This window comes from Streptomyces jumonjinensis, from assembly GCF_009600885.1.
GTDB lineage: Bacteria > Actinomycetota > Actinomycetes > Streptomycetales > Streptomycetaceae > Streptomyces > Streptomyces jumonjinensis.
In genome coordinates this window covers 8,078-33,437 of the sequence record NZ_VCLA01000159.1, presented here as the reverse complement: position 1 = coordinate 33,437, position 25,360 = coordinate 8,078, and the positions used below count along the sequence as shown (strand labels likewise).

The window sequence follows — 25,360 nt, the reverse complement described above, 5'->3', positions numbered from 1 at the left end:
ACCCGGACCCCCGCCCGGCACCCCTCCCCCCGCCGCTGCCGTCCTTTCCCACCCCCACCGCACCCGCCGGCCGCCAACGGCGCCGGCCACGGAGGATTACGGACCCTAGGCGCCCCCAGACCAGCCGGCCCCGCCGACAGGGTGGGCGATCTAGCTCGGATTCTAACAACCTTGTTAGATTGCATTTCGAGCTCAGGGCCCAACGATCGCGGCGAGTGCTTCCCGGACAACTCGCCCGAGTGTGTAGATCTGGGCTTGCAGTTCTTCGCGTCTTTGACGAGCAGCACGAGAGCGGGAAGCGCCGGGCCCGACGAGGTTTTCGGCGATCAGTTCGGCCACGATTGGTTCGCTGATTCGATACGCCGCGAGGTGTCCGTGATCGACCAAGACAGGATCGATGTCGAGGGCGAGTTTGTCCGTGAACTTTTGTTTGGCAGTGCCATAACGACGGCCGGGAAGGCGTTGCGCTTCCCGCTCTTCATGAGTGAAGGGGACCCAGGGGCCGACGAGATCAGGAGCGGCCAAGCGCACCCGCATGGCAGCTTCGAGGAGGTTGCTTTGAGTTGGCCAGGTGCCAGGCCGGAGAGCGAGCGCTTCGAGGCGGATGAGCTCTGGTGTGGGTTCGGAAGGGTGAAGGCCGGCGCGCTCGCACTGCTCTGCGATCCACGCCATTTCCTCGTGTCGATTCGCTTCGGCCATGGTACGAAGAGCATCACCATCTGAGCGATGGACCCATACGAAGGTGTTGTGTTTTCCGATGGTCATGATCTCTCCTGTGTAGGAGGCCCCGGCACCGCGGAGGGCGGTACCGGGGCCAGTGTGCACGGGTCAGGTGGTGGGAGATGCTTGCGGCTCGCTCTGTGACTCGGAGAGTTCCGGAGTCCGGGGCGCCGGGGTTGTCGGTGCGGTACTGGGCTGACGCCGTACGCGGTTCTTCCTGGGGCGTCCCGGCGGGCGAAGGGTCGGTTCCGTGGCACCCATTTGGGCAAGCTCTTCGGCGGACCAGCCCGCCGCTTGCGCGTCCGCGTAGAGGGTGCCGTACTCCCGTTCGTTGTCGCTGACGAGCTGTTCAAGGTGCTTGCGCCGGGCGAGAGTCTGAGCGAGCGGCGGAATCACCCCCATGCGGTCGTTGAGGAGTTTTTGAGCAGCGGCCACCATGGGCGATTCGGCATCAGTGGCAGATGTCTGAGGCGTCGATTCGGTCATGCCCGTCATGGTAGCGCCGCAGAGCGCAAACGCACGGGAAATCAAGGCCCCTCCCCCGATGGTGAGGTGACTCGGTGACAGGTCACCGAGCTTTTTTCGCGGCGGAGCCGCGAGCCGCCCTAGGAGCCCGGCACCCCAGCCGACGGCCCTTCTTCGTCGGAGCAAGTTGGGCGTTAATGTTCCATTAACGCGGGGGTCGGCCCAAGCTCTCGCTATGCTCGGTAGCTTGGGCCGCCTTTTCGGTCCGGGGACGGACCGATGGATGGGGCCTGTACCTCAGAGAGGATCAGGGGAGATGAGCGACGACATGCCACGCGCTCGCCGCCGCGAGCGACGAGCCGACCAGCCGAGACGACACCGCGTCAACCTCGCGTACAACGACCGCGAGCTAGCCATCCTCATGAGCGCCGCAGCCGTAGCCGGCCTCAAGCCCGCTGCCTACGCGGCCCGTGTCGCCCTGGCCGTGGCGAAGGAGGAAGTTTCCCCCGCCCCGGTCGAGTACAAGGACCGTTTGCGGGAGATGACTGATTCCCGCATCGCCGTCAACCGGATCGGTACCAACCTCAACCAGATTGCGAAGGAGCTGAACAGTGATGCGGAGGTATCGCCCGCGCAGCTTGCCGCGATTCTGACCCGTGTGGAGGAGGCCATTCGGCGACTCGATGCCGCCACCATTGCCGTGATGGAGGGCCGCGCGTGATCGTCAAGAGAGCCCGAGACGGCGCCCGTACGGAAGGGTTGTTGTACTACCTCTACGGCCCGGGAAAGGCCAATGAGCACACCGACCCGCATATGGTCGCTGCATGGGGCGCAGGTGTGCCGGATCCCGGCCGCGGTGACAACACGAACATCCCGCTCTTGGCCGCGCTACTGGACGCCCCTGTGGCCGCGCTGGAGAGCCGGCCGCCCGCTCAGCACGTCTACCACGTGCCCGTGAGTCTGGACCCGGGGGACCGGATTCTGTCCGATGAAGAGTGGGCGGAGGTAGCGCGAGAGGTCATGGACGCCACAGGCGTGGCACCAAAGGACGACCCGATGGGGGCCCGTTGGGTGGCGATCCGGCACGCGGACAATCACATTCATATCGTGGCGACGCTCGCGCGCCAAGACGGGTTGAAGGTCCGGCTTTCGCAGGATAAGAAGAAGATGCAGGCGTGTGCCCGGGAACTGGAGGTCCGATACGGGTTGCGTCGTCTGGCGAGCGGTGACCGCACAGCCGCGCCGTGGCCCACGACCGCCGAGGCCGAGAAAGCGAAGCGGATGGGGCGAGACGAGACACCCCGCCAGACTCTTCAAAGGACAGTCCGGGAGGCCGCAGCCGGCGCCCAGTCCGAAGACGAGTTTTTCACTCGGCTGCAACGGTCCGGCTTGCGAGTTTCCAAGAAGACAGCCGACGACGGGTCGATGTTGGGTTACTCGGTGGCGCTCCCCGGAGACCGTACCGGAGCCGGTCGGGCAGTCTGGTTTTCCGGCTCGCGGCTCGCCCCCGATCTCTCCCTTCCCCGTATCCGTGAACGCTGGACCGGGACACCGGCCGGCGCATTGCTGGAGTCCGCCGGGCCGGTAGCGACCCGGGCCGCCGCATGGCAGGCCGCCGCCGAGCACGTCCACCAGGCCGCCGCGATCCTGGGGCAGTCGGGCAACGCCGCCAGCGCAGGTGAGATGGTCGCGCTGTCCGATCTGCTGACGACGTACGCGACGCAGGCCCCGGCCGAGGTCCGCCAGCAGCTCCGAGATGCGGCCCGGACTTTTGAGCGCGCAGGACGAGCACCTACCTCCCGCCAGATGACCACCGATGCCCACCGACATTTGCGCACGGCGACACAGCTTGTGGCCATGAGTGCATCCCTTGGAGTGAGCGGGGGCGAGGCCGCCGCAGCGATCACCATTCTGGTGGCCGTCGCCCTGGCCGTGGTCGCCGCCCAGCGTCTCCACCAGGCCGCCCAGCACCGGGCCCAAGAGGAGGCCGCCGCCCTGGCCGGTCGTCACCTCCGAGCGGCTACCGAGATCGCTTACGGCGCAGGCGCGGACGGCCGCCGAGGTAGCCGGGCGATGTGGCAGCGCACCCGGATGGATCCGAGCGGCCCGGCCCTGGCGGACCGTTTCGCACCCGTGGTGCGGCAGACTCTTCCCACCCTGGCCGAGCAGGTTTTGAGCGAGGCCGCATGGCCCGCACTTGCCGCCACGCTCGCCCAGGTCGAGGCGGCCGGGTACGACCCGGCCACGGTGTTGGGGCAGGCCGCCGGCGCCCGGGGATTCGGCGACGCCGAGAGCGCCGCCGAGGTACTTGTCTGGCGACTGCAACGCCGGATGACGACCGACGCCGAGCACGGCCGGCCCCCGGTCACCGGCCCGATAAAAACAGATGCCCCGGCCCCAGTGCCGACCACCCGGACCACCGGGGAGGGCAGCGACGAGGGAGGCACGACCACCCCCACGGAGACGACGCCCCCGCCGGTCGTCAGCCGAGCGGATACCTCACTCGGAGACGGGGTGCCTACGTTGGGCGAGGCGGTCCGCCAGGCCGTCCCCGAGTACGTGTCAGAGGTGTTGAGCGACCCGGCCGCCGCAGGTCTCGCGGCAGCACTCCGCCGGGCCGTCGCCGAGGGGCACGCGCCCGCGGATCTGCTCGCCGAGGTAGTGGCCGCCCGCGATCTCGCCGACGCGGACAGCGTTGCTCAGGTGCTCACATGGCGCGTGCAAGGGCGCCTCACTCCGGGAAGGTCCAGGCCCCTCCCCCGGACCACCGGCCGCCGCACCAGCAGCCCGACCGCCCCGCCCAGCCGGGCCGGAGAGCGCACGGCGGCCGAGCTCGCACAGGACGCCGCCAGAAAGAGCGGACCACCCCGGGGACCGCGCCGGTGATCCACAAAATCCGGTGTCACCTAGACGGGAAAACACCCTTACTTGGAGAGGTATTGCCGCTAGCGTCAGATGTGCAATTGCGCAGTGAAATCCCACGATCATGATCACGGAAACGGGGTGACCCACCCATGAGCGACACCAACCCGATGGAGCAGGCCGCAGGCCAGGCAGTTCATACAGCAGCGGTCGCGCTGCAAGTGCTTGTCATGGCGGCCCAGTCCCTCCGGGAGCACCAGCAGCGCGAGACAGCGGCCCGACAGTCGGCCGCCCCGCAGCAGCCCGTACCCCCGATGCGGAAGACACCGCCGAACCCGGACCACGAGCGGTACGCACACATCGTGCGCGGCGCCGTGCACCCGCCCGCCGTCGCCGAGGCGATGGTGACCGCCCCTCAGTGGCCCCAGCTCGCCGACGAGCTGAAGAAGCTGGAGGCCGCAGGCATCGACGTAAAACGATTCGTGACCGACGCGGCCCCGGTCATCGCGCGCATGGACGCCGACCTTCGCGCAGGCAGCCCGTCGCCCGGTGTCACCGCGTCCCAGGCCGCCACCACGCCGCCGAATCCGTTCGCTCCCCCACCGGGTGAGGAGAAGGCCCGGAAGGAGGGGCCGGGTTTCATTGAGAAGGCGATGAAATGGATCAAGGAAGCCGTCACCAAGCTGATCGAGAAAATCACCGGGAAGGCGAAGAAGGCGAAGGCGGCCGACCCGAACCGGGAGCTCGCTGCACACGGCATCAGCCCGCAGGAAAACGTGCTGCATGTGGTGACGGCCCGCGCGGCTTTGTCGGATGAGAAGGCGCTACACCAGATCGTCACCTCCCGGGAATGGCCGGGCATCGCCGCGCAGATGAAGGCGCTCCAACAGGCCGGACACTCGCCGGGCGAGGCCCTGGCCGGTGTGCCCGCGCGCATCCGGCAGGCCGCCGCCGCCGGGATCACCCTTACCCCGGCCGAGGCCGCTCACGGCCTGCTCACCGACATGGCCAAGATCACGCCCCCCACGCCGCCACAGGCCGCACCCGCCACCGGTTCCGCCCCGTCCATCGCCACGGCACCGACGACGGCGACCACCACCCCGTCCACCCCGGACCGTGCGGCAGCAGCGTCCGCCAGGTCCACGACCGCCACCCCCGGAGCGACCCCGGCCCCGGGCCCGACAGCGGACCGAGGAGCGCCCACCACGCAGCCCGGCCCGACCCACCAGCACGGCCCCAGCCGGTGACATGAGGACGGAGGATCACGATGCACTCACGCTCACGCACCCAGCCCCCGAGCTCTGACGACGAGGGCGCCTTACGGCGGCCGGATCCGGGCAGGACCGGAGACGACGCCGGCGGAACGGAGCACGACCGCCGCCAGGTCGAGGAGCACGCCCGGATCAGTGCCGAGCACTGGGCCCGCGCGGATGTCGCCCTAGGGGACACAGACGGGGCCCGTGGACGCGCCGCCGCAGCGGACGGGCAAGGCGACACTGCGGCGGCCGGCGCCGCGTGGAGCGAGGCCGCAGGACTGGACGGACTTGCCGCGCACGAGGGGACCACGGCAACGATCGAGGCCCGAGCATCGGCCGCCATTGCCCGATCCATCACAACCACCGGCCGTTCAGCCGGCCGGGGGCAGACTCAGGGGGGTACGGCCGGGCAGCGAAACAGCCGCCGGGCCGCCACTCCCCCAGCGCCCCGCCGGAGCGTGTGACGGGCGGTACGGAAACCTAAACGGGCCGGAGGGAAAACCCTCCGGCCCGTTCTTCGCATGTGCAAGCTAAAAATGTGGCTACGTCGGTCCGGGCAATGCGTTGACCGGCGGGACCGGCAGCACCACGTGTTGTGGCCGGTCCGGGTTCGTCATGCATCCCGCGAACGGACCATCGGGCGCCCGCAGGTGAGCCACCATCGGGTCCAGGTGGTCACGGTGCCACACGGACGGACCGGTGAGCCCGCACACCTCTGGGTTGGTGAGCTCTTGCCACGCCAGCCACGCCGCGTGGAGGCGTGCGACCGCCGCCGGATGCTCCCACCAGCTTGCACACCACGTCGAGGAGGACGACACCTCACTCAGATAGGTGGGGACGAGGAGGTCACGCACCCAGGATGCCAGCGCCGCGAGCTCCGCCGGATACTGCTCGCCGGACAGCCGCAGAATGAACGGCGGTGTCTTCGGTTCTTCCTTCCCTTTCCCCTTCCCAGCCCCTTTCCCATTGCCCTTTCCGGCTGTGTCGCCGCCGTCGCCCTGGCCGTCGTCGGGCACCACGGCAGCGGCCAGCCGCTCCACTTCCCGGGTGTTGTGCTCAAGCTGCGAGGCGAACCCATGGACGACGGCTTTGAGGTCTTCCAGGTCTTCCGCCAGGCCGTCCACCGTCGGGGTGCTGTCCATGCTCACGACGACATGGCCTTTCGTGACGCGCGGGCCGAAATCTCCGCGACTTCCAGCCGGGCATCCTCGTTCAACCGGTCCGCGCCCGGCTCCAGATACCAGGGCCGCAGCCGGATCATCCCGACCCGTACGCCCGTCGCCAGCAGCAGGGCCCGCCCCTTTGGAAGAGCCCGGATCTCTGCCGCCTCTAGGACGCGCTCACGGCGCCGGGACGTGCTCACACTCCGCCCGGACGACCCGTGAGACACCGAGGTTTCCCTGACTTTGTGGTCACCGACGAGCCGTGACACCTTTTCGGCGAATTCCGCGTCATCGAGCCCCGGGCCCAGGAGCTTGACCGTGGCCGCGCTCCACAGGGCATCCATCCCCGCTTCCCCCCAGACACGGACGCCCTGGCGGTAGGACTGGAGGATGGTCACGGGCACGATCCCGCGCGAACCCAGGTGGCTGTAAAGGTCCGGGAGGTCTTCAATCCGGCAGACGTTCGCCGCCTCATCCAGAACGGCGATCAACGGGGTATCGAGCCGCCCGCCCGCCCGTTCCGCCGCGAGCATCCCAGCCCTGAGAACCGCGTCGGCCGCCGCCGCGATGACCCCGGCCGCCGAGCCGCCGCCATCCTTGGAGAGGAGATACAAGGTGTCCCGGGACCGTACGAAGTCATCCGGACGGAACTCTTTGGCGGCCGGATCCGGGGTGACCCACGCCAGCGTCCCGGGGTCGAGGAGACACGCCACGCACTGACGAGCCGTCTCAAAAATGCCATCCCGGGTGTCCGCCGCACCCGCCACGGTGGAGGCGAGTTGCTGCGCGAGCGCGGTTTTTCCGGCCGCCTTGAGAGCGTTCACCGGGGCCCGGTCGGACGGAGTGGACAGCCACGCGAGCACGTCCGACGCCGACCCGCCCGGAGCCACCGACGCCGCATGGAACAGCGCGGTGAGCAAGTTCTTAGCCGCCCCCATCCAGAAGTCGCCGCGAGACTTTTCATCGGTGGTCGCGGCGATGAAATGGGACGCGAGGCGGCCGGCGCCCTCAATGGTGCGCGCGGACGCGAGCATGTCCCACCACATCGCCCGGTCCGAGTGGGTGATGTGCTGAGGATCGAGCAGCCAGACCGTGCCGACCTTCAACCGGCTCGCCCGCGTCACGGCGAAGGCGTCCGGCTTGTTCGAGGTCAGCAGGACCGCCCCCGGCGCGCGCAGGACCGCCGGCACCGCCACCGCGGTCGTCTTGTTCGAGCGCGGCGCCATCACGGCCAGCACCACGTCTTCCCAACTCCCCCGCAGCTCAGGGCCGCGTGACGCGTCGAGGTTGCCAAGGAGGAGGCCGGTATCGTCCGGCTGCACCTCTTGCGCGCCCTTGAGAGACGGCCGGAGCGCGCGGGCCCGCGCCCCCATCGCCTTGGGGGCGAGGGGCGCCAGCTCGCGGAGACCGGCCAGGCCGGACCGGTGCGAGAAGAACCGGCGCCACACCCAGTACCCGCCGGCGCCGAGGGCCGCGACGACGAGCACCAGGAGCACGACGATTCCGACGCCCGCCGCCGTGCCGTGCCCCGGCCAGAGCCGGCCCGGCCCCCCGGAAACGAGGAGCTTGGCCGACTGCACCGAGTAGGCCGGCGGAGCCCAGCCGCCCCCGGCCACGGCTACGCCGAGGGTGCCCCCGATGTGAGCCCCGGTGAACAGGCCGAAGGATCCGAAGATGACGCCGAGGACCGTGAGCGGCGTACCCGCCCCGGCCCCGCCGCCGCCGTTGTTGTCGTTCACGCCGCCCCCTTGCGAACATTGGATGGGTCGGTCTCGTACAGCCGCCGTTCAGCGTCCGTGAGCTGGAGGCGGACCGGGGTACCCGGCCGGGTGCCGAGCCGCAGCATGTACTTCCCGCGCCCGGGGTGCACCTGCCGGGTGCCGTCGATGCCCGTCCCAGCAGCGTGCGACCACGAGGCGATCAACTGTGTCTCGGCATCCGTGAGCGGACGCTGAGCGGAGACCCGTTCCAGCTCGCCCATGGACAGGGCGCCGAGGATCATCGAGTCACAGCGGTCGATCATCCCGAGCGCCTTTGCCCGGTCCTGAGGAGTCGGCAGACTCTCCGGGTCGCGGAGCGAATGCGTGATGAACAGCGTCACTTCATTCCGGGCCCGGTTGAGACGCGTCATACTGTCGAACGCATCGACGATCCCCGGGCCGGCTCTGAGCGCTCTCCACATTTCATCGAGCGGGAGTACCAGGGGGGCGGTCATCAGCCCGACCGCCCGCGCACTGTCGATGGACGAATAGGCGTATGCCCAGGTGGCCAGCAGCCCGGCCGACACGACGTGATCCCCGGCGGTCAGCAGGCTGGACAGGTCCACGGACAGTGCGGGGGCCGCCAGGTCCAGGGCCGTGGTGGTGGGCCCGTCGAAGAGGCCGGCCAGCGGGCCGGAGCAGAGGTTTTCCAGAGCGTGTGTCACCGCCCGCACCAACGCCCGGTAGTCGTCTTCCGAGTCCACCATGAGCTGTGCGCGGAGCTCCGCCGGTCCGTCCCGCAGCACCGTGACCACGTCCGGGATGATCGGGTCCCCCTCCCCCACATGCCGGGCCGCCACCGTACGGATGGCGTGTTCCACGACGTTGCGTTCGGTGGGAGTGGGCCGCCGGTCCATTTCGGTGGTGAGCAGGGCATGTAGCAGCTCGGAACGGCGGCCGTTGATCTCTGCCAGGAGAGCATCCCGCCGGGCCGGGGCGAGCGTGGGCAGGATCCTGCGCAGAGGGCCGGAGTCCAGGGGGTTGATTCGGTCCAGGCCACGGCCGATCCGGACGACCTGGCCGCCGAGCTCGCCCACCAGCGTGGCGTACTCGCCCTTGACATCCCCGGGGACCACGAGCTTGTACCCGTAGGCCGAGTAGGCGAGCCCAATCCGTTTGGCAATCGCCGACTTCCCGACCCCCGGTTGAGCCATGATCCACACGCCCGGATTGGTCACCAGGGAGCCGATCCAGCCCGAGGGGTCAAAGCACACGAGCTCATGGGTCAGTTGGTCGTAGCCGATGGGCACCCCTTCCGGGGGCAGCCCGGAGCCGAGGACGAACGGGTACAGCCCCGCAGTCTGGACCGTGCTGGAGAGGTAGACCGAGCCGGCGTCAAGGAGGGGCGATCGGCCACGTCCCACCCCCTTCCAGCCCGACCGAGCCGCGATGACGGAGGGGTTGAGGGCCCAGCCGGTAGGCTCTGCCGCGGCCGGCCCGGCGGTTTGCCCCCGCCGGGACGGCGCGACCGCGCCACCCGATTTGTTGCGCTTCATGCGTGTCTCCCTTCTGTCACAGGAGTGGATTGATGCCGACCGGGAGGCCGACGACGAGCGCGGCGGACTGGCCGCCGAACGCGGGACGGAACCTCAGGCCCCCGGCGCCCCGGGCCGCCTTTTCGATCTCCCGCCGCGCGGCGGGAAGGTCGGCCGCGCTGTCCACGGTGGTGGTGACGTAGATGGACCACTGGACCATCCCGGCCCCGGTGGCCTCTTCGGCCGCCGTACGCTCCGCGTGCTCCGCGTCCAGCCGCTCACGCCGGGTGGCCGTGCGCCGCGACCGGCGCCGGTACTCCGCCCGTGCTTCGCCCGCGTTCACCTCCCGCTCTACGACGGCTTGCGCCTCTTCCGTGGCTAGGATCCGGTACACCAGGGTCACGCGGCGCGCGTAGGCGCCGGGTGCCACCAGCTTGAGGAGCACGTCATAGGGGACGGTCTTGCGGGGTGCTTCCCGCAGGACGTACGAGACGGAGAAGTGGCCGTCATGGCGGTACACATCCCAGTCGTCCTCAGCCGCCACGGGGCCGACTTCATGCCAGACCAGGGCCTCAATCTGCTCAGACGGAGCGTCCATGTCCCCCGGAGTGAACGCCCCGCGGACCAGCCGCTTGACATCCACGTCCGAGGCCCGCCGCAGCACGTCCGCCCCGGCGCCCGCCAGGTCCACGGCGTCCAGGGCCCCGAGCGCGACGGCCGCAGCTTCCGCCGGCCCCTTGGGCCGTTCGGGGGCCCGGGACGGATCGATGACCAGGCTCATCCACGCCGCGAGCTGAGCGCTTGCCCGGGGCGCACGGGCCACCAGCTCGCCGATCGCTTGCCGGGCGAGCTCCGGGGCGGCCGGGTCCAACCGGCCCCGTACATGGTCGGAGAGGGCCGCGCCCGAGGACGGGGTGATCTGAAGCGTGACGGCCGCCGCGCTCACGGTGTCCTCATCAGCCAGCCGGGCGAGCGCTTCGCCCCAGGCCGCCACCTGACGGTTGACCGTCGCCCCCGACGCGAGGAGAGAGCCGGCCGGGGACAGCAACAGCGCCCCCGTCATCGTGCCGGTCCGCTGGTTCCAGACCAAGCCCACGGGCCCGCGCCCGTCGCCCGCCTCAGCCCGGATGAGCTTTGTCGGCGCAGCCATCCCGGGCAGGTCGAGCACTTCGGGCGCGGGCAGGAAGACGCTCCGGTACGAGGTCTCACCGCGGAAGTTGGCCAGGCTCCACCGGGCCCGGCCGATGACGTACGACATGAGCGGCATCCCGTGCCGCTGCCAGATCGTGAGCGCGATCACTACCAGGGCCACCGGGAGGGTTACCGCGAGGGTGGAGACCGGGCCGCCCACGATGATGACGACGAGCGGCGCCAGCAGGGTGCCCACCACGATCACCGTTTGACCGGTGTTCAGAGTGCCGATGCCCATGCTCTTGGATCGCCGCCACCCGCCGTAAAGCTGTGTCTCTGACATGTTCTCTACTCCTTCCCGCCCACAGCGCCGCCCGCCTTATCGACGGCGGCTTTCCCTGCCTCAGCAGCCACCACGGCGATGCCCACAGGGCCAGCACCCGCCGCCGCCATAGAGCCGGTGCCGCCGGCCGCCGTGGCTTGGCCCGCCACAGCCGTTCCGGTGGACGCCGTACCTTCGGCCGCCGCCGCCACACCTTCGCCCGCCGCGGATCCCGTCCCGGCTTGCTGCGGGATGTTCCCGGAGGCTTGCTGAATCGCACTGGACGACGAGTCATCGCCGCCGTTGTCGCCGCCGCCCGGACCGCCGGAGCCGGAACCTGAGTTCCCGCCGCCCGCCGGGCCGTTGCGGTCCATGTCGGCCGCATGGGAGACAGCCGAGGAGCCGGCCGAATCGCCGCCCCCGCCGCCAGCGCCGCCCATCGTGGAGGCCATGGCACTGCCGGCCATGCTCAGAGCGCCGCTCGCGCCACCGGAGGCGACCGCGTTCCCCATGGCCAGACCGAGGGGAGCGAAAAGCGCGAGAAGGGATTTCAGGGCGATGATCGAAAGTGCCAGGGTGACCACTCCCCGGATGAAGTCGATGATTCCTTGCCCGTGCTTCATTTCAATAAAGCCCACACTGATGATCAGGGCCGCCATGGGCTTGTACGTGATGATCACCATGATGGCGGTGAAGAGGCGCGGGAGCCACTGCCGTGCGCTTTCGCCGCCGAGTTGTCCGGCACCGGCAATGGGCAGCAGGAGCGCTTGAATCGGGATGGCCGCCTGACGGAGGAACAGCATCACGAGTTGAATTCCACCGATGATCAGGACAATGAGGGCGATCACCAGCAGTCCCATCGGATTTCCGATGGAGGGCAGGAGGATGAGCGCCATACGGTCCGGCACATCGTCGTCCCCGAAGCCGACTTGCAGGATTGCCCGGGTGAGCTGGTCAGATGCAACCAGCAGAGCGTCAATGACTCCCACCCCGGCCGCCGAGACGATCACATTCATGAAGAGCCCTTGAAGGAGCTGACCCAGGGGAGCCCCGGAACGCTGCATGATCATCTTGATTCCCTGACCCATCGCCAGGAGGGTGGCGATACCTGCTCCGATGCCGACCATGAGCGCATGGAGGCTGATCGACCGTGTAGGGTCATCCGGCTTGTTCGGATCGCCGAGTACGCCGGATTCCTTTACCTGTACGGAATCGGTCGAAAGCCAGAAGGTGAATCCGATTTTGATGAGGTCGCGCGAGAATTCCGCCATGGACGAGGCGGCGTCACCGATGACGGTTTCTCCGAGCTTTTTGGCCGCTGCCGTGGTTCCGTCCTTCGCCCCCTTCACTGCGACTTTCACGCATTCCACGGGGCCGTCCGGAGCTTTGGGCATGTTCGGGATCAGCCAGGTTGCGCATTTGGTGATTCCCAGCCAGTCCACCGTAGGCAGGACGGCCGGCGCCGCCGCCGGCACCGCCGCCGGAGCCGGGCCAGCGGCAGCCGGAGCGGCACCGAGGCCGACGAGCACCAGGACCACCGCCACGAGCGGGACGACACGGGCCAGGGCCCGCAGCCGCTTCACAGCCGGTCCCCTTCCTGAATCGAGGTCCACCCGTGGTCATTGAAGGCCGCCGTCCCCACGTCCACGGGGTCCGGGATGCCCGCCGAAGGGTCGGTTGCCGCACCCTTCCAGTCCCCGTCTTCCCACACGGCTCGCCCGGGGCTCACGATCAGTTTCGTGGTGGTCGCCGCGCCCGCCTTGGGCGCGTGCGTGACCCGCAGCAGGACCAGCACATCCACCGTGTTGGAGTCCACGGCTTTCCACTGGACGCCGATGGGCCACGCGGTCAGCGTGGCGCCGTCCGGCACCGGGCCGGTGTCCGGGATTCCTGCAAACTGCCTGTTGCCCTTGGCCCCGGCCTCAGCCGCCGCCGCCATCGAGGTGCGGTACTGGGCAGCCGCGTACGCGAGGATGCCCGCCCGGATCGTTGCCGCGTCGAGGCTCCAGGCGTTCCGGGACGAGGCCACGGCCATGGCCGCCCCACCCTCCGGGGTACGGGGGAAGCCGATTCGCAGCCCCTCCGCCGTCTTGCTCCGGCCGTCCGGGAGTTTGACCGTACGGTCCGGCGCCACATAGCCGCTGTCATCGTCGGGCACGGTGGCAGTCGGCTGAGGAGCCGGGGCCGCCGAGGAGGGCCCCGGCGCCGGAGCGGTGCCCTTGCCGCTGTCGTCATCACCGGTCACGGCGATGACGACCAGAGCAGCGACGAGGGCCAGGACCAGAGCGACGAGGACAACGACCGCCCGGCGCATCCGGCGGTTGGCAGCCTGTTGGAGATGGAGAGTCATCCCGGCCGCCTCAGGTCACGATGCCGGGGACGACCCCGGCCGCCAGCGTGACCACGGACAGGCCGCCGAGGATCCAGAGCAGGCCGTTCGCTCCTTCGGCAGACAGGTGGCTACGGTTGCGGCGGCCGACCATCATCATGATGCCGCAGGCGGACATGCCCAGGATGCCGCCGCCGATGGCGAAATACTTTGCCCAACCGACCCACTCCGGCATGACCGAGCCCATGCCGGGAGGGGCCTTGGGCGGAGCGTCCCAGTTGGTCCCCGGGGTGGGTTCCATGGGCGCCAGCGCCACGAGATCGAGAACCGTGCTCATGAACATCGTGCATTCTCCTATTCGGCGAGGCCGAGCGAGCGCCGCAGAGCGCGGGCCGCTCTCTGTACGGCGCGCAGGTCGAGGCCATCGCCGGGGGTATCGACGCCCCGGAGTTCGGCCAGGTAGGGGACCTCAGCTATCCCCAGGACCCGCGGTGTGATGGTGCGCATTCGGTAGACGGCCGGCTTGGGCAGGCTCAGTGGAGCGTCCCGGACGACGACCAGGTACGGCCGCGGTGCTTCCGGGTGCCACCGGCCCACGGCATCGACCGCGCGAGACATCCCAAAAGCCGTGGACTGGGCCACGACGACCGGCATGTAATAGAGCGGCAGCCGGCCGCCGCGACGGAGCTCTATCGAGCCGAGGGCCCCGTCAGGGTCGAGCCACTTCGTAACGGTTGACGTGCCCGCGCCGCCATGAGCGCCCAGGACCGCGAACCGTTCGTGGGCCGGGGGGCGTCGAACTTCAGTAGACGCCGGTTGACTCATCGTTCACCCCCGTAACTTGATCTCTCTGTCAAGCTACCATGACCCACTGTCATCTATCGCTGCTATAAATCAACGAGGGTCCATGAGTCCATCGAGCGGTCTCACCGGCTTCCGTGCTGACCTACTGCGCTCCAAAAGGGAGGCACGGGGGTGGAGTTGTGAACAGCTCGCCCTGATGGCCAGCGTCACGCCGGGCACCGTCCGAAAGGCCGAGGCTGGCCCGGGGAACCCCTCCCCCCGGGTCGTCGGCGCCCTGGCCGCCGCGCTGAGCGTCAACGTGGCCGAACTCGCACCAACAGGGGACTTGTCACTGAGACAACTACGCGCCCGCCGAGGGGTCACGCAAAAGATCGTGGCCGCCGAAGTCGGCGTCAGTACGGGGATGGTGAGCAAAGTCGAGACAGGAAAGTACGGGGTCAGGAACCCCGCCCGATGGGCGCCCGCGTACGGCGTGAGCGTCCGTGACTGGACGAAGGCATGGAACGCCGGCCGGGAGACACACCGCCGCCGGATCCGGAGCCAGCCGCCCCGGGCGAGCCAGGAGGTCAGGGAATGAAGGCCATAACCGGCGCCGTGGCCGCCGTGGTTGCTCTGCCCGTCGCCATCATCGGGCTTGTCCTGATGAGCGCCGGGGCGGACGCGACCGGAGACGAGGCCGGCGGGGCCGGGATGATCGACGGACTGAACGTGTCGGCGATGCCGCCGGAGGGCCGGAAGTGGGCCCCGTGGTACCAGAAGTCAGCAGCTCAGTGCCCCGGACGCCTCTCCCCCGCCGTGCTCGCCGCTCAGGGTTACCAGGAGTCGGGTTTCCGGCCGGACGCAGTGGGCCCGCCCACCGACTACGGCACGGCGAAAGGGATCAGCCAGTTCATCGACTCCACATGGGAGACACAGGGCAAAGGCCGGTACGAGGACATGGACCGGGATGGCGACAGCAGCGCCTTTGACCCCGAGGACGCCATCATGGCCCAGGGGCGGTACATGTGCGCCATGGTGAAGAGGGCCGAGACCAGCGGGTACAAGGACACCCCCATCAGGTTGTCCCTGGCCGGGTACAACGCCGGGTGGGGGTGGGTGGACTACTACAAGGCGGTTCCGCCCGAGCGGTTCGCCAAGGGGCAGACGTACCACTACGTCCGGATCATCACGGCCAACGCGGCGAAGTGGGCGAGCGCGGTTTCCAGCATCAGCGGACTGGGCAGCGGCAGCGGAGCCGACGCCGTACGCCGGGGCGCCAAACAGATAGGCATCCCCTACTCATGGGGCGGAGGCAATCCCGGGGGCCCGAGCAACGGGTTCTGTGACGGGCGCAATGGCTACCTGAACGGGCGGTGTGTGGCCGCCACGACCGCAGGTTTCGACTGCTCATCCCTGACGCAGTACGCATGGTGGTCGTCCGTCAAACTCCCCCGGGTGGCCGCTGCCCAGTACGCGGCTACGGCGAGCCGGCGCATCGACCGGGACGACCTGAAGCCGGGCGATCTGCTGTTCTGGTCCAAGTCGGGACCGGCCGCGATCTATCACGTGGGGATTTACGCAGGTGAGGGCAGGGTGCTACACGCCCCCCGCACAGGGCGGAAGGTCGAGTTGCAGCCGATTGCGGAGGCCATGCCGTCGCGGGACTATATCGGTGCGACCCGGCCCGGGGCTTAGCTTGCACATGCTAAATCCGGGAGACGGAGGAAGGGCCCCCGCCGAGCAGTGGCGGGGGCCCTTCCCGTTCAGCCGGACCTAGACGGCGACGGCCGCCCTGATGTCCATGTACGTCACGTCTCCGGGGACGTTGAGTGCCGCCGCGAGCGCCACCAGGTCGTCCACCGGCAGCGGTCGCGGAGGCTCCGCCGCCGCAGACGGCCCCGGAACGCCGATGGGGATCACCGGCGCCACGTTCGAGGCCGGCACCGGGGGCAGGACAGTCCACCCCTCCGCCGGCTCGACAGGCACGAGCGGCCAGCCCACGGGGCGAGGGGCGTACGGGTCACGAAGTACAGTCACGGAAGATCCTCCATACGGATCGAGGACCAGGGCAGCGACCGGCCAGAAGCCGCCCGGGTCCGCACGGTGAGGGGGTCGGGCGCCAGCCCGGCCCCCTCTCGTATGTGCAGGCTGAAGCGCTTGCACTTGTGCACTTATACATGCACAAGTGACACGGTAGCGCACCGACGCAGGCAAGGGGCGCCTAGTCGCCGAGTTTTGCCGTCATAATGTCGTGCATGTCTAAAAGCCTTGTGGAGTGGGCCAAGGGCGGCGACCGCCCGCCCATCGTCGCCGCAGCAGCATGGAAGGGGGGCGACGGCAAGAGCACGCTTGCGTACGAGGTTGCGTACCAGCTTGGCGCGACGCTCGCCGACTTCGATTGGGACAAGGGAGGGGCGTCCGGTTCATGGGGGTTCCGCCCCGAGCTGAGGGTTCGCGCTCCCATGCTGGAGGCGTTCGAGAAGGGCAAGACCCCGACGCCTCTGCGAGGGCGCCGTAAGCCGGACCTGATTCCCTCACACCCGGATTTCGGGCTCAACCAGCCGCCTCCCGACCGGGTTGCGGACGCGCTGGAACAGTGGGTGCGGGAGCTGGATTCACCATTGGTGGCGGACACCCACCCCGGGGGGTGTGACTCAACGTACGGCGTCCTTCAGCCCGCCGATGTTGTGCTTGTCCCGGCCGTGTTCGCTGACAAGAGCCTGAATGCCCTTGAAGGCATGTTGGAGGAACTGACGGATTACCCGCTGTACGTCATCCCGTACATGGTGAAGAGCCCGCCGGCCCGGATGCGGAAGCGGCTCAGGGACATGACCACGCGTTTCGGTATCCCCGTGGGCCCCGCTGTCAGCTACTACTCATGGATTCCGACCAGAAGCCGCAGGATGGCGATTTCGTCGGAACCTGTGTCGAAGCAAGCGGCGCCGTTCGTACAGCAGATCGACCGTGTTGCCGCAGGGGTGATGAACTATGGCGCCTGACGGTTTGGACGATCTGGATCAGGAGGCCGAGGGGCGACGACAGCGCAGGGCGGCCCCTTCCCGAAGGTCCCGCCCGCCAAAGAGCGACGAGGAGCGGCGCCAGGAGCGCGAACGGCTGGACGAGGAGAGGCGCGAGCGCGAGAGGCGCGAGCGCGAGGCGAACGAGTCGAAGCCGGAACCGGTTCCGGAACCGACACCAGTGCCAGCAGGCAAGAAGCGCGACCGGCCGCCGTCGATCCCGTTCTACCCCGACCCGGAGAACGAAGAGTTCCTGTGGACCGTGGCCGAGGCCGCTACAGCGCGCCGCGAGAAGATCCCGGCCACCGCGGTTCTTCGGCTCGCTATGCGCCGTCTGTCTCAGCAGATGACGCCCAGTGAGATCGTCAGGGAGCTGAGTGGCCCGGTGCAGACTGGCGGGAAGATGGGGCGCCCCCGGCGGTAGGGGGCAAAGGGTGGCTACCAGTAGCCAGGTAGGCGCGTACAACCTTGTACGCGCCTACCTTATTGCACTTGTGCATGTATAAGTGCAAAAATGCGAGAGCGCTAAAGTCGGCGCGTGCCGCTCCGGGACCGGGAGTACGTCGCTAGCATGGGCGCTCACGCTCAGGCAATTAGACGCGCGAAAGTGCGTGAGTTGCTACCGGCTCAACTGTATGCACTTATGCATGTAAAAATGCGGGCCCCCAAAAAAGGGGCGCAAAGGCAATAAAGGGAGGCCCTGGGGGCGCCCAACTACCACGAAGCGCGTCCCCAGGGCCACACGGGAATGAGGAAGACCCCATGCACCACCACAAAGGTAAGGCCAGCCGGCACCACCCGCCGACCACTTCCGGCACGCGCTTCCCGCGCGGGCGGAGGACCACCCGATGAAGGACTTTGCCCAGCTCACAGCGTGGATGGCTCCCCACGGCACCATGATTGTGGCCGTGTGCGTCCTTGCGGCCGTACTGGCCGCCGTCACCCTGATGTACCGCCGAGCGAGGGTCGGCGTGCCGAGCCGAGAGCTCTCCCGTCCCCGTGCCGAGAAGGCTCGTAAGTTCAGCATCGGCACCCTCTCCGCTGCCGCCGCGTTCGTCATCTGCACCAGCATTAGCCTCAACACGTCCTTCCGATTCACCGGTGACCCGGACGGGCTGAAGATGACCGACACCGCTGAACGCGTCCTTGCATGTGCCGCGTTCGAATCCCTCATGGCGATGTGCGTGCTGGGAGCACGCGAGCGCATGAGCTCCAGTGATAGCCGGAGCCCCGGGTGGTACGGCGGTGCGGTGTGGGTCTTCGCCGCACTCTCCGCCATCCCCGCGTACGTCGAGGGCAACGGCTTCACCGCGGCCACCATGGTCCGGATCATCGTCGGCTCGTTCGGGTCCGCTCTGGCCGCTCACTCCGCTCTTGGACTGGAGCTCAGGCACCGTACGGGCGACGAGTCCCAGACCGCCATGGCCCAGATCATCCGTGATCTTCGCGAGCGCCTGATGGCCCGGCTTGGGCTCGCCCACCGCAACCGCAGCGCTCAGCAGATCGCCCGGGACCGGGCCCTTGACCGGGCCGTGGACCTCTGGGACCGGTACGACCGGATGGAGGAGGCAGCCCGCGCCAGCAAGACGGGGCGCAGGCTCGCCCGGCGGCTCGCTCTGTGGCAGGACCGCGCGGAGCTCGCCACAGACCCGGCACAGCGCGAGGCTTTCCGGCAACGAGCGGCACACCGGAAGTTCGCCACAGCGCTCCAGATCCAGGATTCCGAGTCCCCATGGACACAGCCGAGCCCGGCCCAGCGGCACACCCGCGCACTGGACACGCTGGAGACACACGCCGAGCGTATCGAGGCCCTGGCCGACACCGCCGAGGCCGCCGTGATGGCACAGACCGGCACGCCCCCCGTGGCACAGAGCGGCACACATCTGCCTGCCCAGCGCGCCGACACGGGCACGGCGAGCCGTGAAGACGACGAGCCGGCCGACTGCACCGAGGCCGGACCCCCGTCCGCCGCAGCGGCACACAGCGGCACACCCGGAACGGTCACCGCCCGCGTGCCCCAGCAGGACCCCGACACGGACGAGGTCGCCGACGAGCACCAGGACCAGCCCCACCGGGATTTGCGGTCCTACCCAACGAAGCGTGCGGCCCTTGAAGCCCTGTACCGGTACCGGATCGACTCGGCCGACACACGGACCACGAACGCGATCGTTATGACGTTGCTGGACGAGCTCGAACAGCACGGCATCACGCTGGACCGGGGGACCGCAAACAGGTACATCGCCCCTCTCCGCCCCACCGGCTCAGAGGATGCCGAGGACCGCGAGGGCCAGAGCCAGCCGCTTCAGTTGGTCGAGGCATGAGCAGGGGTGCGGCCGGTCGGCCGCACCCCTTACCACTCGGCACACCAGGTGTGCCGACACAGGCCGCAAGGGGAGAGATGACCAGGCCCGCCACACCGGCACACAGCAATCACGAGCCGCCTCACCCGCGAGAGACTGAGCTGACGGGCCGGGTTGACGCGGCCCACGAACGCGTCCGCCGGGCACTGGACGCCAGCACCGCACTCCGAGCGGCACAGGAGGCCGCGAGCGAGGCACGTGCCGAGGCACAGCGGGCCGAGGCCGACGCCGAGGCGGCACACCGCGAAGCCGAGACAGCGCGGGCAGAGGCACAGACAGCGCGATCGGAACTCGCGGCGGCACAGCGGGAGGGGGAGGCACAGCGGGTCCGGCTCGCCGAGGCCGAGGCGGCACAGCGGGAGGCCGAGGGCGGCCGTGCCGTGGCGGTGCAGCTCGCCGAACAGGCACAGCACACCGCCGAGGCGGCACGCCGGGAGGCCGAGGAGGCACGGGCCACGGCACGGGCGACGGGGGATCAGCTCGCCGCCGTCCGGGCGGAGCTGGAGACGGAGCGCGAGGCCCGCCGCCAGGTCGAGGCCGGCGCCGAGGAGACCACCGAACCTATGGCCGACGAGCACCAGGCCGACGAGCCCGCCGCCCCGGCCCGGACCCGGCGCCAACCGAAGCGGCAGACCCGCAGCAAACGACGCTGAAGCGCAAGCCAAGCGGCACCACCAACCACAAGCGGGCCGACTGCAATTGCAGTCGGCCCGCTTGTGGTGAGGCTCAGAATCGCCCGGACTGAACACCCGCGATGAACATCTCAAACGCCCCGGTCGCCACGGTGACGACAGGCCCCCCATTCTCCTTGGAGTCACGCAGCGCCACCCATTCATACGGGACTTTTGCGACCTCCACACAGGCGCCGCTCTCACTGCTGGCCGTGGCTTTGAACCACCGCAGATTTTCGAGAGCAGGGGCAGGGGGGCGGGTTTGGCTCATCTAGGCTCCTTATGAAATGAGTTCGCGCATGAGCGCATTGGATTCCTCCGGATCGAGCGCCCCGGCCTGTAGACGGCTGAACGTGTTGCGCAATGATTGAACTTGCCGATCCTTTTCCAGGAACACGTTTCCCGCAGGACTGTCCACATAGCCGATCGTCCGGCCCGGAGGGCGAAACTCCAGGAGACTGAAAGCTCCGCGCAGACCCGGGTGAACATCTTTCTTCCGGGGAAAGACCTGAATCGTGATGTTGGGCAGGTGGGTGGACTTGACCAGGGATCTGATCTGACTGGCCATCACGGCAGTCCCCCCGATGTCTCGATGAAGCACGGATTCATCAATCACGGCCCAGAGTTCAAGTGGAGAAGAAGAAGTCAGCCGCTGTTGGCGTTGCATCCGAACTTCTACCATCCGGGTAATTTCCCCATCCGAAGAATTGGGGAGAGCCGCCAGAACTGCACGGGCGTAATCCCGAGTTTGGAGGAGCCCAGGGATGAAACCAAGCTCCCAGCTCTGAACCGCACGGGCGTCATACTCCAGGCCGACGTAAACACTAAGTCCACTGGGCATGACCTGTTCGTATTCGGCTTGCTCCCACCAGCCGATTTCACCCGCGGCCTTATGCATTTCCAGAATTGTCGATCTCGCTTCGGGGTCCGTAACCCCGAATAGGTCGAGCATGGATCGAATCTCGATCACCTTGGCGAGTCCCTGGCCATTTTCCAGGCGACTGATTTTGGACGTGGAGCACTCAAGATGATGAGCCACCGCAGCCTGATCAAGGTCAGCAGCCTCACGCAAGCGGCGCAACTCCCCGCCGAGGTTCCGTCGCCGGAGCGTGGGCCCACTCGGCTCACTCATCCGCCGTCCCCGCCTTCGTTGTGGTCGTCGTGGGTTTGCTGTGTGCAAGTCTGCCTCATCGCTGCTCACGTCGCCGCGCACACCCCTTCATCACTCTTCTGAGCTGCAACGTTGGTCCGTCGCTCGCCATCTCACCCGTATGGGTATCCGCCCTGGGCTTGCATCATGGGATTGCATGACGGATTCTAAGGGGGTTGACTACGGGATGTAGCGGCTTGGTGGCATGAGCAGATGCGTGGCGCCGAGCCCCGCGGACCCATGGAGGCCACCGGATGCGGTCCCAGATCGGCAGCAAGCAAGAGCCTTCCGACGACTCCCAGGAAGCGCCCCCGCAGGTGCTTGACGAGGTCGAGGAAGCCCGGCGGAAGGCTGCGCGTGCTCTAGCCGCCTCAGTCGAGGCCGCGCACCGCCTGAGCGAACTCACCGGGGGCGCCTCGTGACCGACTACGCGATCCGGTGGGCCCTGGCCGCCGGCGCCAACCCGGACGAACTCGCCCGGACATGGGAGACGGGGCAGCTCGCAGAGGTGCCCATAGGGCGTACCTGGGACGTTGTACGGATTGCGGATCGAGTTGCCCCCACCGTTGCCGGTCGGCTGATCGTTCTAGGCGTCCCCCAAGGCCCCCTGCTCGTCTGCCAGCCCCGGGCCGCCTATGAGTGGCTTATACCGGTGGGCGAGGCGGCTCAATGGGCCGCGCTGCCGCAGTGGGGCCGTTCATGCGTAGCGGTTGCCGCAGGCACCTTTCTTTGCCCCCCGCCCACCGACAGCGGGCGCCAGGAGTACCACCGTGGCCGCCGGTGGCTTGTCCCCCCGGCGGAGCGGTTTCCCCAGGTCACTGAATCCGATGCGTTGTACGAGGTCCTGGCCGCTGCCGTCACCCGTGATCGTGCCGACGAATACGCGAGCCGCACGGGATCTCAGGCCATGCCCCGCACCCGGGAGGCGCCCCCCCTATGAGCCCCGACATGTACCCGGTCCCGCCCGCCGGCACCGCTCACCCTTCGCCGGAGTGGGGGATGTTCGCTCTGCCGGGAACAAGCTCTCTCACCCCGAGAGTTGCCCGCCATGCCGTGCGTACCTCCCTCACTACGTGGGGCGTGCCGGACGAGGCAGTGGACAGGGCCGAGAGCATCACCAGCGAGCTTGTCACCAACTCCGTGCGGCACACGGTCAGCATGACGGTGGTGGTGCACATTGCGTACGACGGCCGAACCGCCACGGTCGGAGTGTCCGACGCCGGTAACGCCGCCGCAGGTCTGACGGCTCAGCCTGCCCCGCTGAACGCGGAGAGCGGCCGAGGGCTCTGGCTGATCGAGGCGCTGGCTGATCGGTGGTACTGCCGGACCGCCCCCAACGGCGGGGCCGATGTCACGGCAGAGATCCGCGTCAGCCACACCAGAGCCGAGTTTGCGGTACGTCCCCACCCGGAGATCACATGACCGCCGCGCCGCTGGAGGTACGCCAGGCCGGTACTCACTGGCGGAAGCCATTGGGGCCGGTGGACTTGAGCCCCCTCCCGGGCGACAAGTGCCAGCGACTTGAGAATGACCAGTTCTTCGGGGCCCTCACCAGTTTACGGGCGTGGATGCTCGCCGATGGGGAGCCCCTGAACGACGGATCAGCGCAGCAGACCAGCAGTCACGTCCTGGCCGGGCGATACGACCGTGCGAGCGCGGCCGACCGTGACGCCGTCGCCGTGGCGCTGCGAGATTGTGTGGCCCGCCTGATTCCGGAGGCGTACCCGACCGGGGATTACTGGCTGGTGGGGGCCGCCCAGGTTCTCGCCGCAGAGACAGCCGTACCCGACGCCCGCGCCGCAGCGCTGATGAGGCTCGCCGGCGCCACGCGCGATCTGCTCAGCGCCGTGGCGTCCCTGCCACCGGAGGACGCCCAATGACCCGCCGCCCCTGGCCCACGACGGACACGCTCACCGCGATATCGGATCAGCTCGCCGTGTACGAGGCCGAGGGCGGGCCGCCCGCCGTCGCGGTCGAACTGGCCGCCGCGCTCAGGGCCCACATCGGTGCCGCCGTCACCGCCGCCGAGAGCGCAGGGTCGGCCACCTGGGCCGCGAGGCAGGCGCGAACAATTGCTCTGGCATGGCTCAGGACAGACCCGCACGATCCTGCCTGTCCGGATACGCGCTACCTCGCAGCTCTGGCAACGGCGGCAGAGCGGATACAGCGGGTGGTCCCGAAGGCGCCCGTCCGCAGGAGTACCAGGAGCGCGAAGCCGACCGAGGCGACCCAGGCCGCGACGGCCGCCAAGCTGTCCGGCACCGCCCGCGGCGCCGGAGTGGTGTACGCGTGCATACACGACGGCCGGGATCCTGAACGGTTGATGCCCAGGCTCACGGCGTGGGTACAGCAGGTGCACGGGGTCACCGTCGATGCCATGGAGTACGACACCGGGCCCCATACTCGCCCGCTGTTCGAGCGGCCGGGATGGAGAAAGGTGCACCAGGTGATCACAGCCGGCGGGGTGAGGCTGCTCGCCGTCCCGGCCCTGGCGGAGCTCACGGGCCCCGGGAGCCAGCGTGACCGTCTCGTACACGCCCTGGCGGGCCATGGCGTCACGGCCATGACCATTCCGCGGCACTGGTACCCCAGGACCGACCCACGGACGTGGCGCCGCAGCAGATGAGCCACGTCGGCCGCCGCGTCCCCCGACCATCGAGGCGGCCGACTTCCGGGCAGTGCCCCCAGCCCCCAGCCGGATCGAATCCGGCGGGGGCACTGCCATGTATCGGGGGCGCGAGTACGGTGGAGGAGCCGAGCAGCGACGGAGGTCACAGGATGAGCGCGCTACCGCACGAGACGCCCCCCCGGGCGTACGCGGACCCGTACCGGATCGAGGAGTGGGAGGGGCCCCAGACGCTCGCCGAGCTCCGGGCCGAGCTCGCCCTACTCGGAGCCGCCGAGGTAGTGGCGTTCAATGCCCGGCTCGATGCAGCCAAGTTCGGCACCGCACAGGCCGAGGTGATCGCCGATGCCCGGCGGACGCTCGCGCTGCGGACCCGGCCCGAGGTACGGGCCGCTATCGCCGCGTCGCTCGCCGGGGAGACGGAGACGGCCCCGGTCGCCGACCTGTACGCCTATCTGGAGACCCAGGGCCCGGCCCGGTGACCCGCTGGACCGTCGAAGTACCGACCCGGCTCTACGAGGAGTTCGCCCGGCTCAGCAGCGGAGGCCGCCGAGCCGTTCATGACGTACTGGACCGGCTCGCCGTCGAGCCCCGCGACCCCACCAGTTCCACGGAACCGATCGAGGGCGCGGAGCTACGGCGCATCGACACCGAGCCGGCCAAGGACACCGGGGACCGGATCACCCTTCTGTACCGCGTCCACCCACCCCGGGAGGACTCCCCGGGCAGGGTCGAAGTGATCTTTCTGCTGTTCGGCCCTTGACCCCTGAACACCCCGCAGAGCCCGACCATCGGCCGGGCTCTGCCTGTTCTTCCGCGCGGGCCGTCGCCGTGCAAGGTGCGACCGCGCCGGAGACTGTGTCAGCTCTTCCACTCGTCCGGCCAGCCCGGACGCACGAGGGGAAAGACACCAGGAGGAATCTGCAAACCGCCGACCCCGCTGCCTGTCTTTCCGGCGGTGACCAGCGTGCGCACGTATTCCACATCTTCTGTCAGCCGCGTGACTCGGCCCGCGAAGGAGTCATCCACCATGAGCAGCCCGTATCCGCCGTTGATAGCGGGCAGCCCGGCCACCGCGCACCAGGCGCGGTACCGGTCCAGACCGCCAAGATCATCAGGTGTGGCGAACGCGTACTCATATCGACCCATTGGGCCCCTCTCAAAGCACTTCCGGTCCGGCCGGATCGTGTAAGGGACCCTAGCGTCAATTCGGCGCCCCGTTGGCCCTGTTGACTCTCTCCACAACCCGCGTACTGGTTGCACTCACGTA

28 protein-coding genes are annotated in these 25,360 nt (G+C 68.8%); 14 read left to right on the top strand and 14 right to left on the bottom strand.

Annotation, left to right across the window (positions count from 1 at the left end; all coding sequences use genetic code 11):
* Positions 1-192: 192 nt before the first annotated feature.
* Together FF041_RS22640 and FF041_RS22635 are read right to left on the bottom strand one after the other, a co-directional pair.
* Positions 193-765: a hypothetical protein gene (locus FF041_RS22640; RefSeq protein ID WP_153524508.1), complete on the bottom strand. Its 573-nt coding sequence runs from the start codon at positions 763-765 to the stop codon at positions 193-195.
* A 63-nt stretch (positions 766-828) separates the two neighbouring features.
* The gene (locus FF041_RS22635) at positions 829-1,206 is read right to left on the bottom strand and encodes a hypothetical protein (protein ID WP_153524507.1); all 378 of its coding nucleotides are present in this window, start codon (positions 1,204-1,206) and stop codon (positions 829-831) included.
* Positions 1,207-1,501: 295 nt separating this feature from the next.
* Between FF041_RS22635 and mobC the strand changes: the two genes are divergently transcribed.
* From mobC to FF041_RS22620, 3 genes are all read left to right on the top strand, one after another.
* Positions 1,502-1,906, top strand: coding sequence for a plasmid mobilization relaxosome protein MobC (gene mobC / locus FF041_RS22630; RefSeq protein ID WP_194292128.1), 405 nt, complete (start codon positions 1,502-1,504; stop codon positions 1,904-1,906).
* 41 nt (positions 1,907-1,947) lie between these two features.
* The gene (locus FF041_RS22625) at positions 1,948-4,071 is read left to right on the top strand and encodes a relaxase/mobilization nuclease domain-containing protein (protein WP_153524505.1); all 2,124 of its coding nucleotides are present in this window, start codon (positions 1,948-1,950) and stop codon (positions 4,069-4,071) included.
* A 128-nt stretch (positions 4,072-4,199) separates the two neighbouring features.
* Positions 4,200-5,294 (top strand): hypothetical protein, encoded by a 1,095-nt coding sequence (locus FF041_RS22620; RefSeq protein ID WP_153524504.1) that lies wholly within the window; start codon positions 4,200-4,202, stop codon positions 5,292-5,294.
* 551 nt (positions 5,295-5,845) lie between these two features.
* On the opposite strand, the gene FF041_RS22615 is transcribed toward FF041_RS22620, so the two are convergent.
* The 8 genes from FF041_RS22615 to FF041_RS22580 form a co-directional block, all read right to left on the bottom strand.
* On the bottom strand, positions 5,846-6,445 hold the full coding sequence (locus FF041_RS22615) for a DUF4913 domain-containing protein (protein WP_153524503.1): 600 nt from the start codon (positions 6,443-6,445) through the stop codon (positions 5,846-5,848).
* Between the two features lie 2 nt (positions 6,446-6,447).
* Positions 6,448-8,205 carry a type IV secretory system conjugative DNA transfer family protein gene (locus FF041_RS22610; protein ID WP_323392418.1) on the bottom strand — a complete coding sequence of 586 codons (1,758 nt, stop codon included), beginning with the start codon at positions 8,203-8,205 and terminating at the stop codon, positions 6,448-6,450.
* The gene (locus FF041_RS22605; protein ID WP_323392416.1) at positions 8,202-9,590 is read right to left on the bottom strand and encodes an ATP-binding protein; all 1,389 of its coding nucleotides are present in this window, start codon (positions 9,588-9,590) and stop codon (positions 8,202-8,204) included. Before FF041_RS22605 ends, FF041_RS22610 begins: the two co-directional genes overlap by 4 nt.
* Positions 9,591-9,738: 148 nt before the next feature.
* Positions 9,739-11,175 carry an SCO6880 family protein gene (locus tag FF041_RS22600; RefSeq protein WP_153524501.1) on the bottom strand — a complete coding sequence of 479 codons (1,437 nt, stop codon included), beginning with the start codon at positions 11,173-11,175 and terminating at the stop codon, positions 9,739-9,741.
* Between the two features lie 5 nt (positions 11,176-11,180).
* Positions 11,181-12,737 (bottom strand): hypothetical protein, encoded by a 1,557-nt coding sequence (locus FF041_RS22595; RefSeq protein ID WP_153524500.1) that lies wholly within the window; start codon positions 12,735-12,737, stop codon positions 11,181-11,183.
* Positions 12,734-13,504 (bottom strand): hypothetical protein, encoded by a 771-nt coding sequence (locus FF041_RS22590; protein WP_153524499.1) that lies wholly within the window; start codon positions 13,502-13,504, stop codon positions 12,734-12,736. Before FF041_RS22590 ends, FF041_RS22595 begins: the two co-directional genes overlap by 4 nt.
* 10 nt (positions 13,505-13,514) lie before the next feature.
* The gene (locus FF041_RS22585; RefSeq protein ID WP_228388525.1) at positions 13,515-13,826 is read right to left on the bottom strand and encodes a hypothetical protein; all 312 of its coding nucleotides are present in this window, start codon (positions 13,824-13,826) and stop codon (positions 13,515-13,517) included.
* An 11-nt stretch (positions 13,827-13,837) separates the two neighbouring features.
* Positions 13,838-13,990 (bottom strand): hypothetical protein, encoded by a 153-nt coding sequence (locus FF041_RS22580; RefSeq protein WP_153524498.1) that lies wholly within the window; start codon positions 13,988-13,990, stop codon positions 13,838-13,840.
* Positions 13,991-14,390: 400 nt separating this feature from the next.
* On the opposite strand from FF041_RS22580, the gene FF041_RS40565 reads away from it, so the two are divergent.
* Complete coding sequence (locus FF041_RS40565) at positions 14,391-14,864, top strand: helix-turn-helix domain-containing protein (protein ID WP_153524497.1); 474 nt, start codon at positions 14,391-14,393, stop codon at positions 14,862-14,864.
* A complete protein-coding gene (locus FF041_RS22570; protein WP_153524496.1) occupies positions 14,861-15,961 on the top strand; it encodes a C40 family peptidase in 1,101 nt (366 codons plus the stop codon). The genes FF041_RS40565 and FF041_RS22570 overlap by 4 nt, the downstream gene beginning before the upstream one ends.
* Before the next feature lie 78 nt (positions 15,962-16,039).
* On the opposite strand, the gene FF041_RS38060 is transcribed toward FF041_RS22570, so the two are convergent.
* Complete coding sequence (locus FF041_RS38060; RefSeq protein ID WP_194292127.1) at positions 16,040-16,303, bottom strand: hypothetical protein; 264 nt, start codon at positions 16,301-16,303, stop codon at positions 16,040-16,042.
* Positions 16,304-16,521: 218 nt separating this feature from the next.
* Here FF041_RS38060 and FF041_RS22560 point away from each other — a divergent pair, with 218 nt between their 5' ends.
* The 4 genes from FF041_RS22560 to FF041_RS22545 all read left to right on the top strand — a co-directional run bounded on the left by FF041_RS22560 (position 16,522) and on the right by FF041_RS22545 (position 20,296).
* Positions 16,522-17,265 (top strand): ParA family protein, encoded by a 744-nt coding sequence (locus FF041_RS22560; protein WP_153524494.1) that lies wholly within the window; start codon positions 16,522-16,524, stop codon positions 17,263-17,265.
* On the top strand, positions 17,255-17,707 hold the full coding sequence (locus tag FF041_RS22555; protein WP_153524493.1) for a hypothetical protein: 453 nt from the start codon (positions 17,255-17,257) through the stop codon (positions 17,705-17,707). Before FF041_RS22560 ends, FF041_RS22555 begins: the two co-directional genes overlap by 11 nt.
* 424 nt (positions 17,708-18,131) lie before the next feature.
* On the top strand, positions 18,132-19,604 hold the full coding sequence (locus FF041_RS22550) for a hypothetical protein (RefSeq protein ID WP_153524492.1): 1,473 nt from the start codon (positions 18,132-18,134) through the stop codon (positions 19,602-19,604).
* A gap of 77 nt (positions 19,605-19,681) precedes the next feature.
* Entirely contained in the window at positions 19,682-20,296 is a 615-nt protein-coding gene (locus FF041_RS22545; protein ID WP_153524491.1) for a hypothetical protein, read from the top strand.
* 73 nt (positions 20,297-20,369) lie between these two features.
* Here FF041_RS22545 and FF041_RS22540 read toward each other — a convergent pair whose 3' ends face one another.
* Together FF041_RS22540 and FF041_RS22535 are read right to left on the bottom strand one after the other, a co-directional pair.
* Entirely contained in the window at positions 20,370-20,585 is a 216-nt protein-coding gene (locus FF041_RS22540) for a DUF397 domain-containing protein (protein WP_153524490.1), read from the bottom strand.
* 9 nt (positions 20,586-20,594) lie between these two features.
* A complete protein-coding gene (locus tag FF041_RS22535; RefSeq protein WP_153524489.1) occupies positions 20,595-21,446 on the bottom strand; it encodes a helix-turn-helix domain-containing protein in 852 nt (283 codons plus the stop codon).
* Between the two features lie 954 nt (positions 21,447-22,400).
* Here FF041_RS22535 and FF041_RS22530 point away from each other — a divergent pair.
* From FF041_RS22530 to FF041_RS22510, 5 genes are all read left to right on the top strand, one after another.
* On the top strand, positions 22,401-22,886 hold the full coding sequence (locus FF041_RS22530) for an ATP-binding protein (protein ID WP_153524488.1): 486 nt from the start codon (positions 22,401-22,403) through the stop codon (positions 22,884-22,886).
* Complete coding sequence (locus FF041_RS22525; RefSeq protein ID WP_153524487.1) at positions 22,883-23,344, top strand: hypothetical protein; 462 nt, start codon at positions 22,883-22,885, stop codon at positions 23,342-23,344. The genes FF041_RS22530 and FF041_RS22525 overlap by 4 nt, the downstream gene beginning before the upstream one ends.
* Positions 23,341-24,090 (top strand): hypothetical protein, encoded by a 750-nt coding sequence (locus tag FF041_RS22520; protein ID WP_153524486.1) that lies wholly within the window; start codon positions 23,341-23,343, stop codon positions 24,088-24,090. The genes FF041_RS22525 and FF041_RS22520 overlap by 4 nt, the downstream gene beginning before the upstream one ends.
* 152 nt (positions 24,091-24,242) lie before the next feature.
* The gene (locus FF041_RS22515; RefSeq protein ID WP_153524485.1) at positions 24,243-24,572 is read left to right on the top strand and encodes a hypothetical protein; all 330 of its coding nucleotides are present in this window, start codon (positions 24,243-24,245) and stop codon (positions 24,570-24,572) included.
* Positions 24,569-24,853, top strand: coding sequence for a hypothetical protein (locus tag FF041_RS22510; RefSeq protein ID WP_153524484.1), 285 nt, complete (start codon positions 24,569-24,571; stop codon positions 24,851-24,853). The genes FF041_RS22515 and FF041_RS22510 overlap by 4 nt, the downstream gene beginning before the upstream one ends.
* A 98-nt stretch (positions 24,854-24,951) precedes the next feature.
* Here FF041_RS22510 and FF041_RS22505 read toward each other — a convergent pair whose 3' ends face one another.
* Positions 24,952-25,239 carry a hypothetical protein gene (locus FF041_RS22505; RefSeq protein WP_153524483.1) on the bottom strand — a complete coding sequence of 96 codons (288 nt, stop codon included), beginning with the start codon at positions 25,237-25,239 and terminating at the stop codon, positions 24,952-24,954.
* Positions 25,240-25,360 lie beyond the last annotated feature (121 nt).

Excerpts from the sequence above, each read along its gene's own strand:
- FF041_RS22640 (WP_153524508.1), bottom strand. The coding sequence starts at position 765 with ATGACCATCGGAAAACACAACACCTTCGTATGGGTCCATCGCTCAGAT.
- FF041_RS22635 (WP_153524507.1), bottom strand. The coding sequence starts at position 1,206 with ATGACCGAATCGACGCCTCAGACATCTGCCACTGATGCCGAATCGCCC.
- mobC (WP_194292128.1), top strand. The coding sequence starts at position 1,502 with ATGAGCGACGACATGCCACGCGCTCGCCGCCGCGAGCGACGAGCCGAC.
- FF041_RS22620 (WP_153524504.1), top strand. The coding sequence starts at position 4,200 with ATGAGCGACACCAACCCGATGGAGCAGGCCGCAGGCCAGGCAGTTCAT.
- FF041_RS22615 (WP_153524503.1), bottom strand. The coding sequence starts at position 6,445 with ATGGACAGCACCCCGACGGTGGACGGCCTGGCGGAAGACCTGGAAGAC.
- FF041_RS22600 (WP_153524501.1), bottom strand. The coding sequence starts at position 11,175 with ATGTCAGAGACACAGCTTTACGGCGGGTGGCGGCGATCCAAGAGCATG.
- FF041_RS22590 (WP_153524499.1), bottom strand. The coding sequence starts at position 13,504 with ATGACTCTCCATCTCCAACAGGCTGCCAACCGCCGGATGCGCCGGGCG.
- FF041_RS22585 (WP_228388525.1), bottom strand. The coding sequence starts at position 13,826 with ATGTTCATGAGCACGGTTCTCGATCTCGTGGCGCTGGCGCCCATGGAA.
- FF041_RS22580 (WP_153524498.1), bottom strand. The coding sequence starts at position 13,990 with ATGCGCACCATCACACCGCGGGTCCTGGGGATAGCTGAGGTCCCCTAC.
- FF041_RS40565 (WP_153524497.1), top strand. The coding sequence starts at position 14,391 with ATGAGTCCATCGAGCGGTCTCACCGGCTTCCGTGCTGACCTACTGCGC.
- FF041_RS22570 (WP_153524496.1), top strand. The coding sequence starts at position 14,861 with ATGAAGGCCATAACCGGCGCCGTGGCCGCCGTGGTTGCTCTGCCCGTC.
- FF041_RS22560 (WP_153524494.1), top strand. The coding sequence starts at position 16,522 with ATGTCTAAAAGCCTTGTGGAGTGGGCCAAGGGCGGCGACCGCCCGCCC.
- FF041_RS22555 (WP_153524493.1), top strand. The coding sequence starts at position 17,255 with ATGGCGCCTGACGGTTTGGACGATCTGGATCAGGAGGCCGAGGGGCGA.
- FF041_RS22550 (WP_153524492.1), top strand. The coding sequence starts at position 18,132 with ATGAAGGACTTTGCCCAGCTCACAGCGTGGATGGCTCCCCACGGCACC.
- FF041_RS22545 (WP_153524491.1), top strand. The coding sequence starts at position 19,682 with ATGACCAGGCCCGCCACACCGGCACACAGCAATCACGAGCCGCCTCAC.
- FF041_RS22540 (WP_153524490.1), bottom strand. The coding sequence starts at position 20,585 with ATGAGCCAAACCCGCCCCCCTGCCCCTGCTCTCGAAAATCTGCGGTGG.
- FF041_RS22535 (WP_153524489.1), bottom strand. The coding sequence starts at position 21,446 with ATGAGTGAGCCGAGTGGGCCCACGCTCCGGCGACGGAACCTCGGCGGG.
- FF041_RS22530 (WP_153524488.1), top strand. The coding sequence starts at position 22,401 with ATGAGCCCCGACATGTACCCGGTCCCGCCCGCCGGCACCGCTCACCCT.
- FF041_RS22525 (WP_153524487.1), top strand. The coding sequence starts at position 22,883 with ATGACCGCCGCGCCGCTGGAGGTACGCCAGGCCGGTACTCACTGGCGG.
- FF041_RS22520 (WP_153524486.1), top strand. The coding sequence starts at position 23,341 with ATGACCCGCCGCCCCTGGCCCACGACGGACACGCTCACCGCGATATCG.
- FF041_RS22515 (WP_153524485.1), top strand. The coding sequence starts at position 24,243 with ATGAGCGCGCTACCGCACGAGACGCCCCCCCGGGCGTACGCGGACCCG.
- FF041_RS22505 (WP_153524483.1), bottom strand. The coding sequence starts at position 25,239 with ATGGGTCGATATGAGTACGCGTTCGCCACACCTGATGATCTTGGCGGT.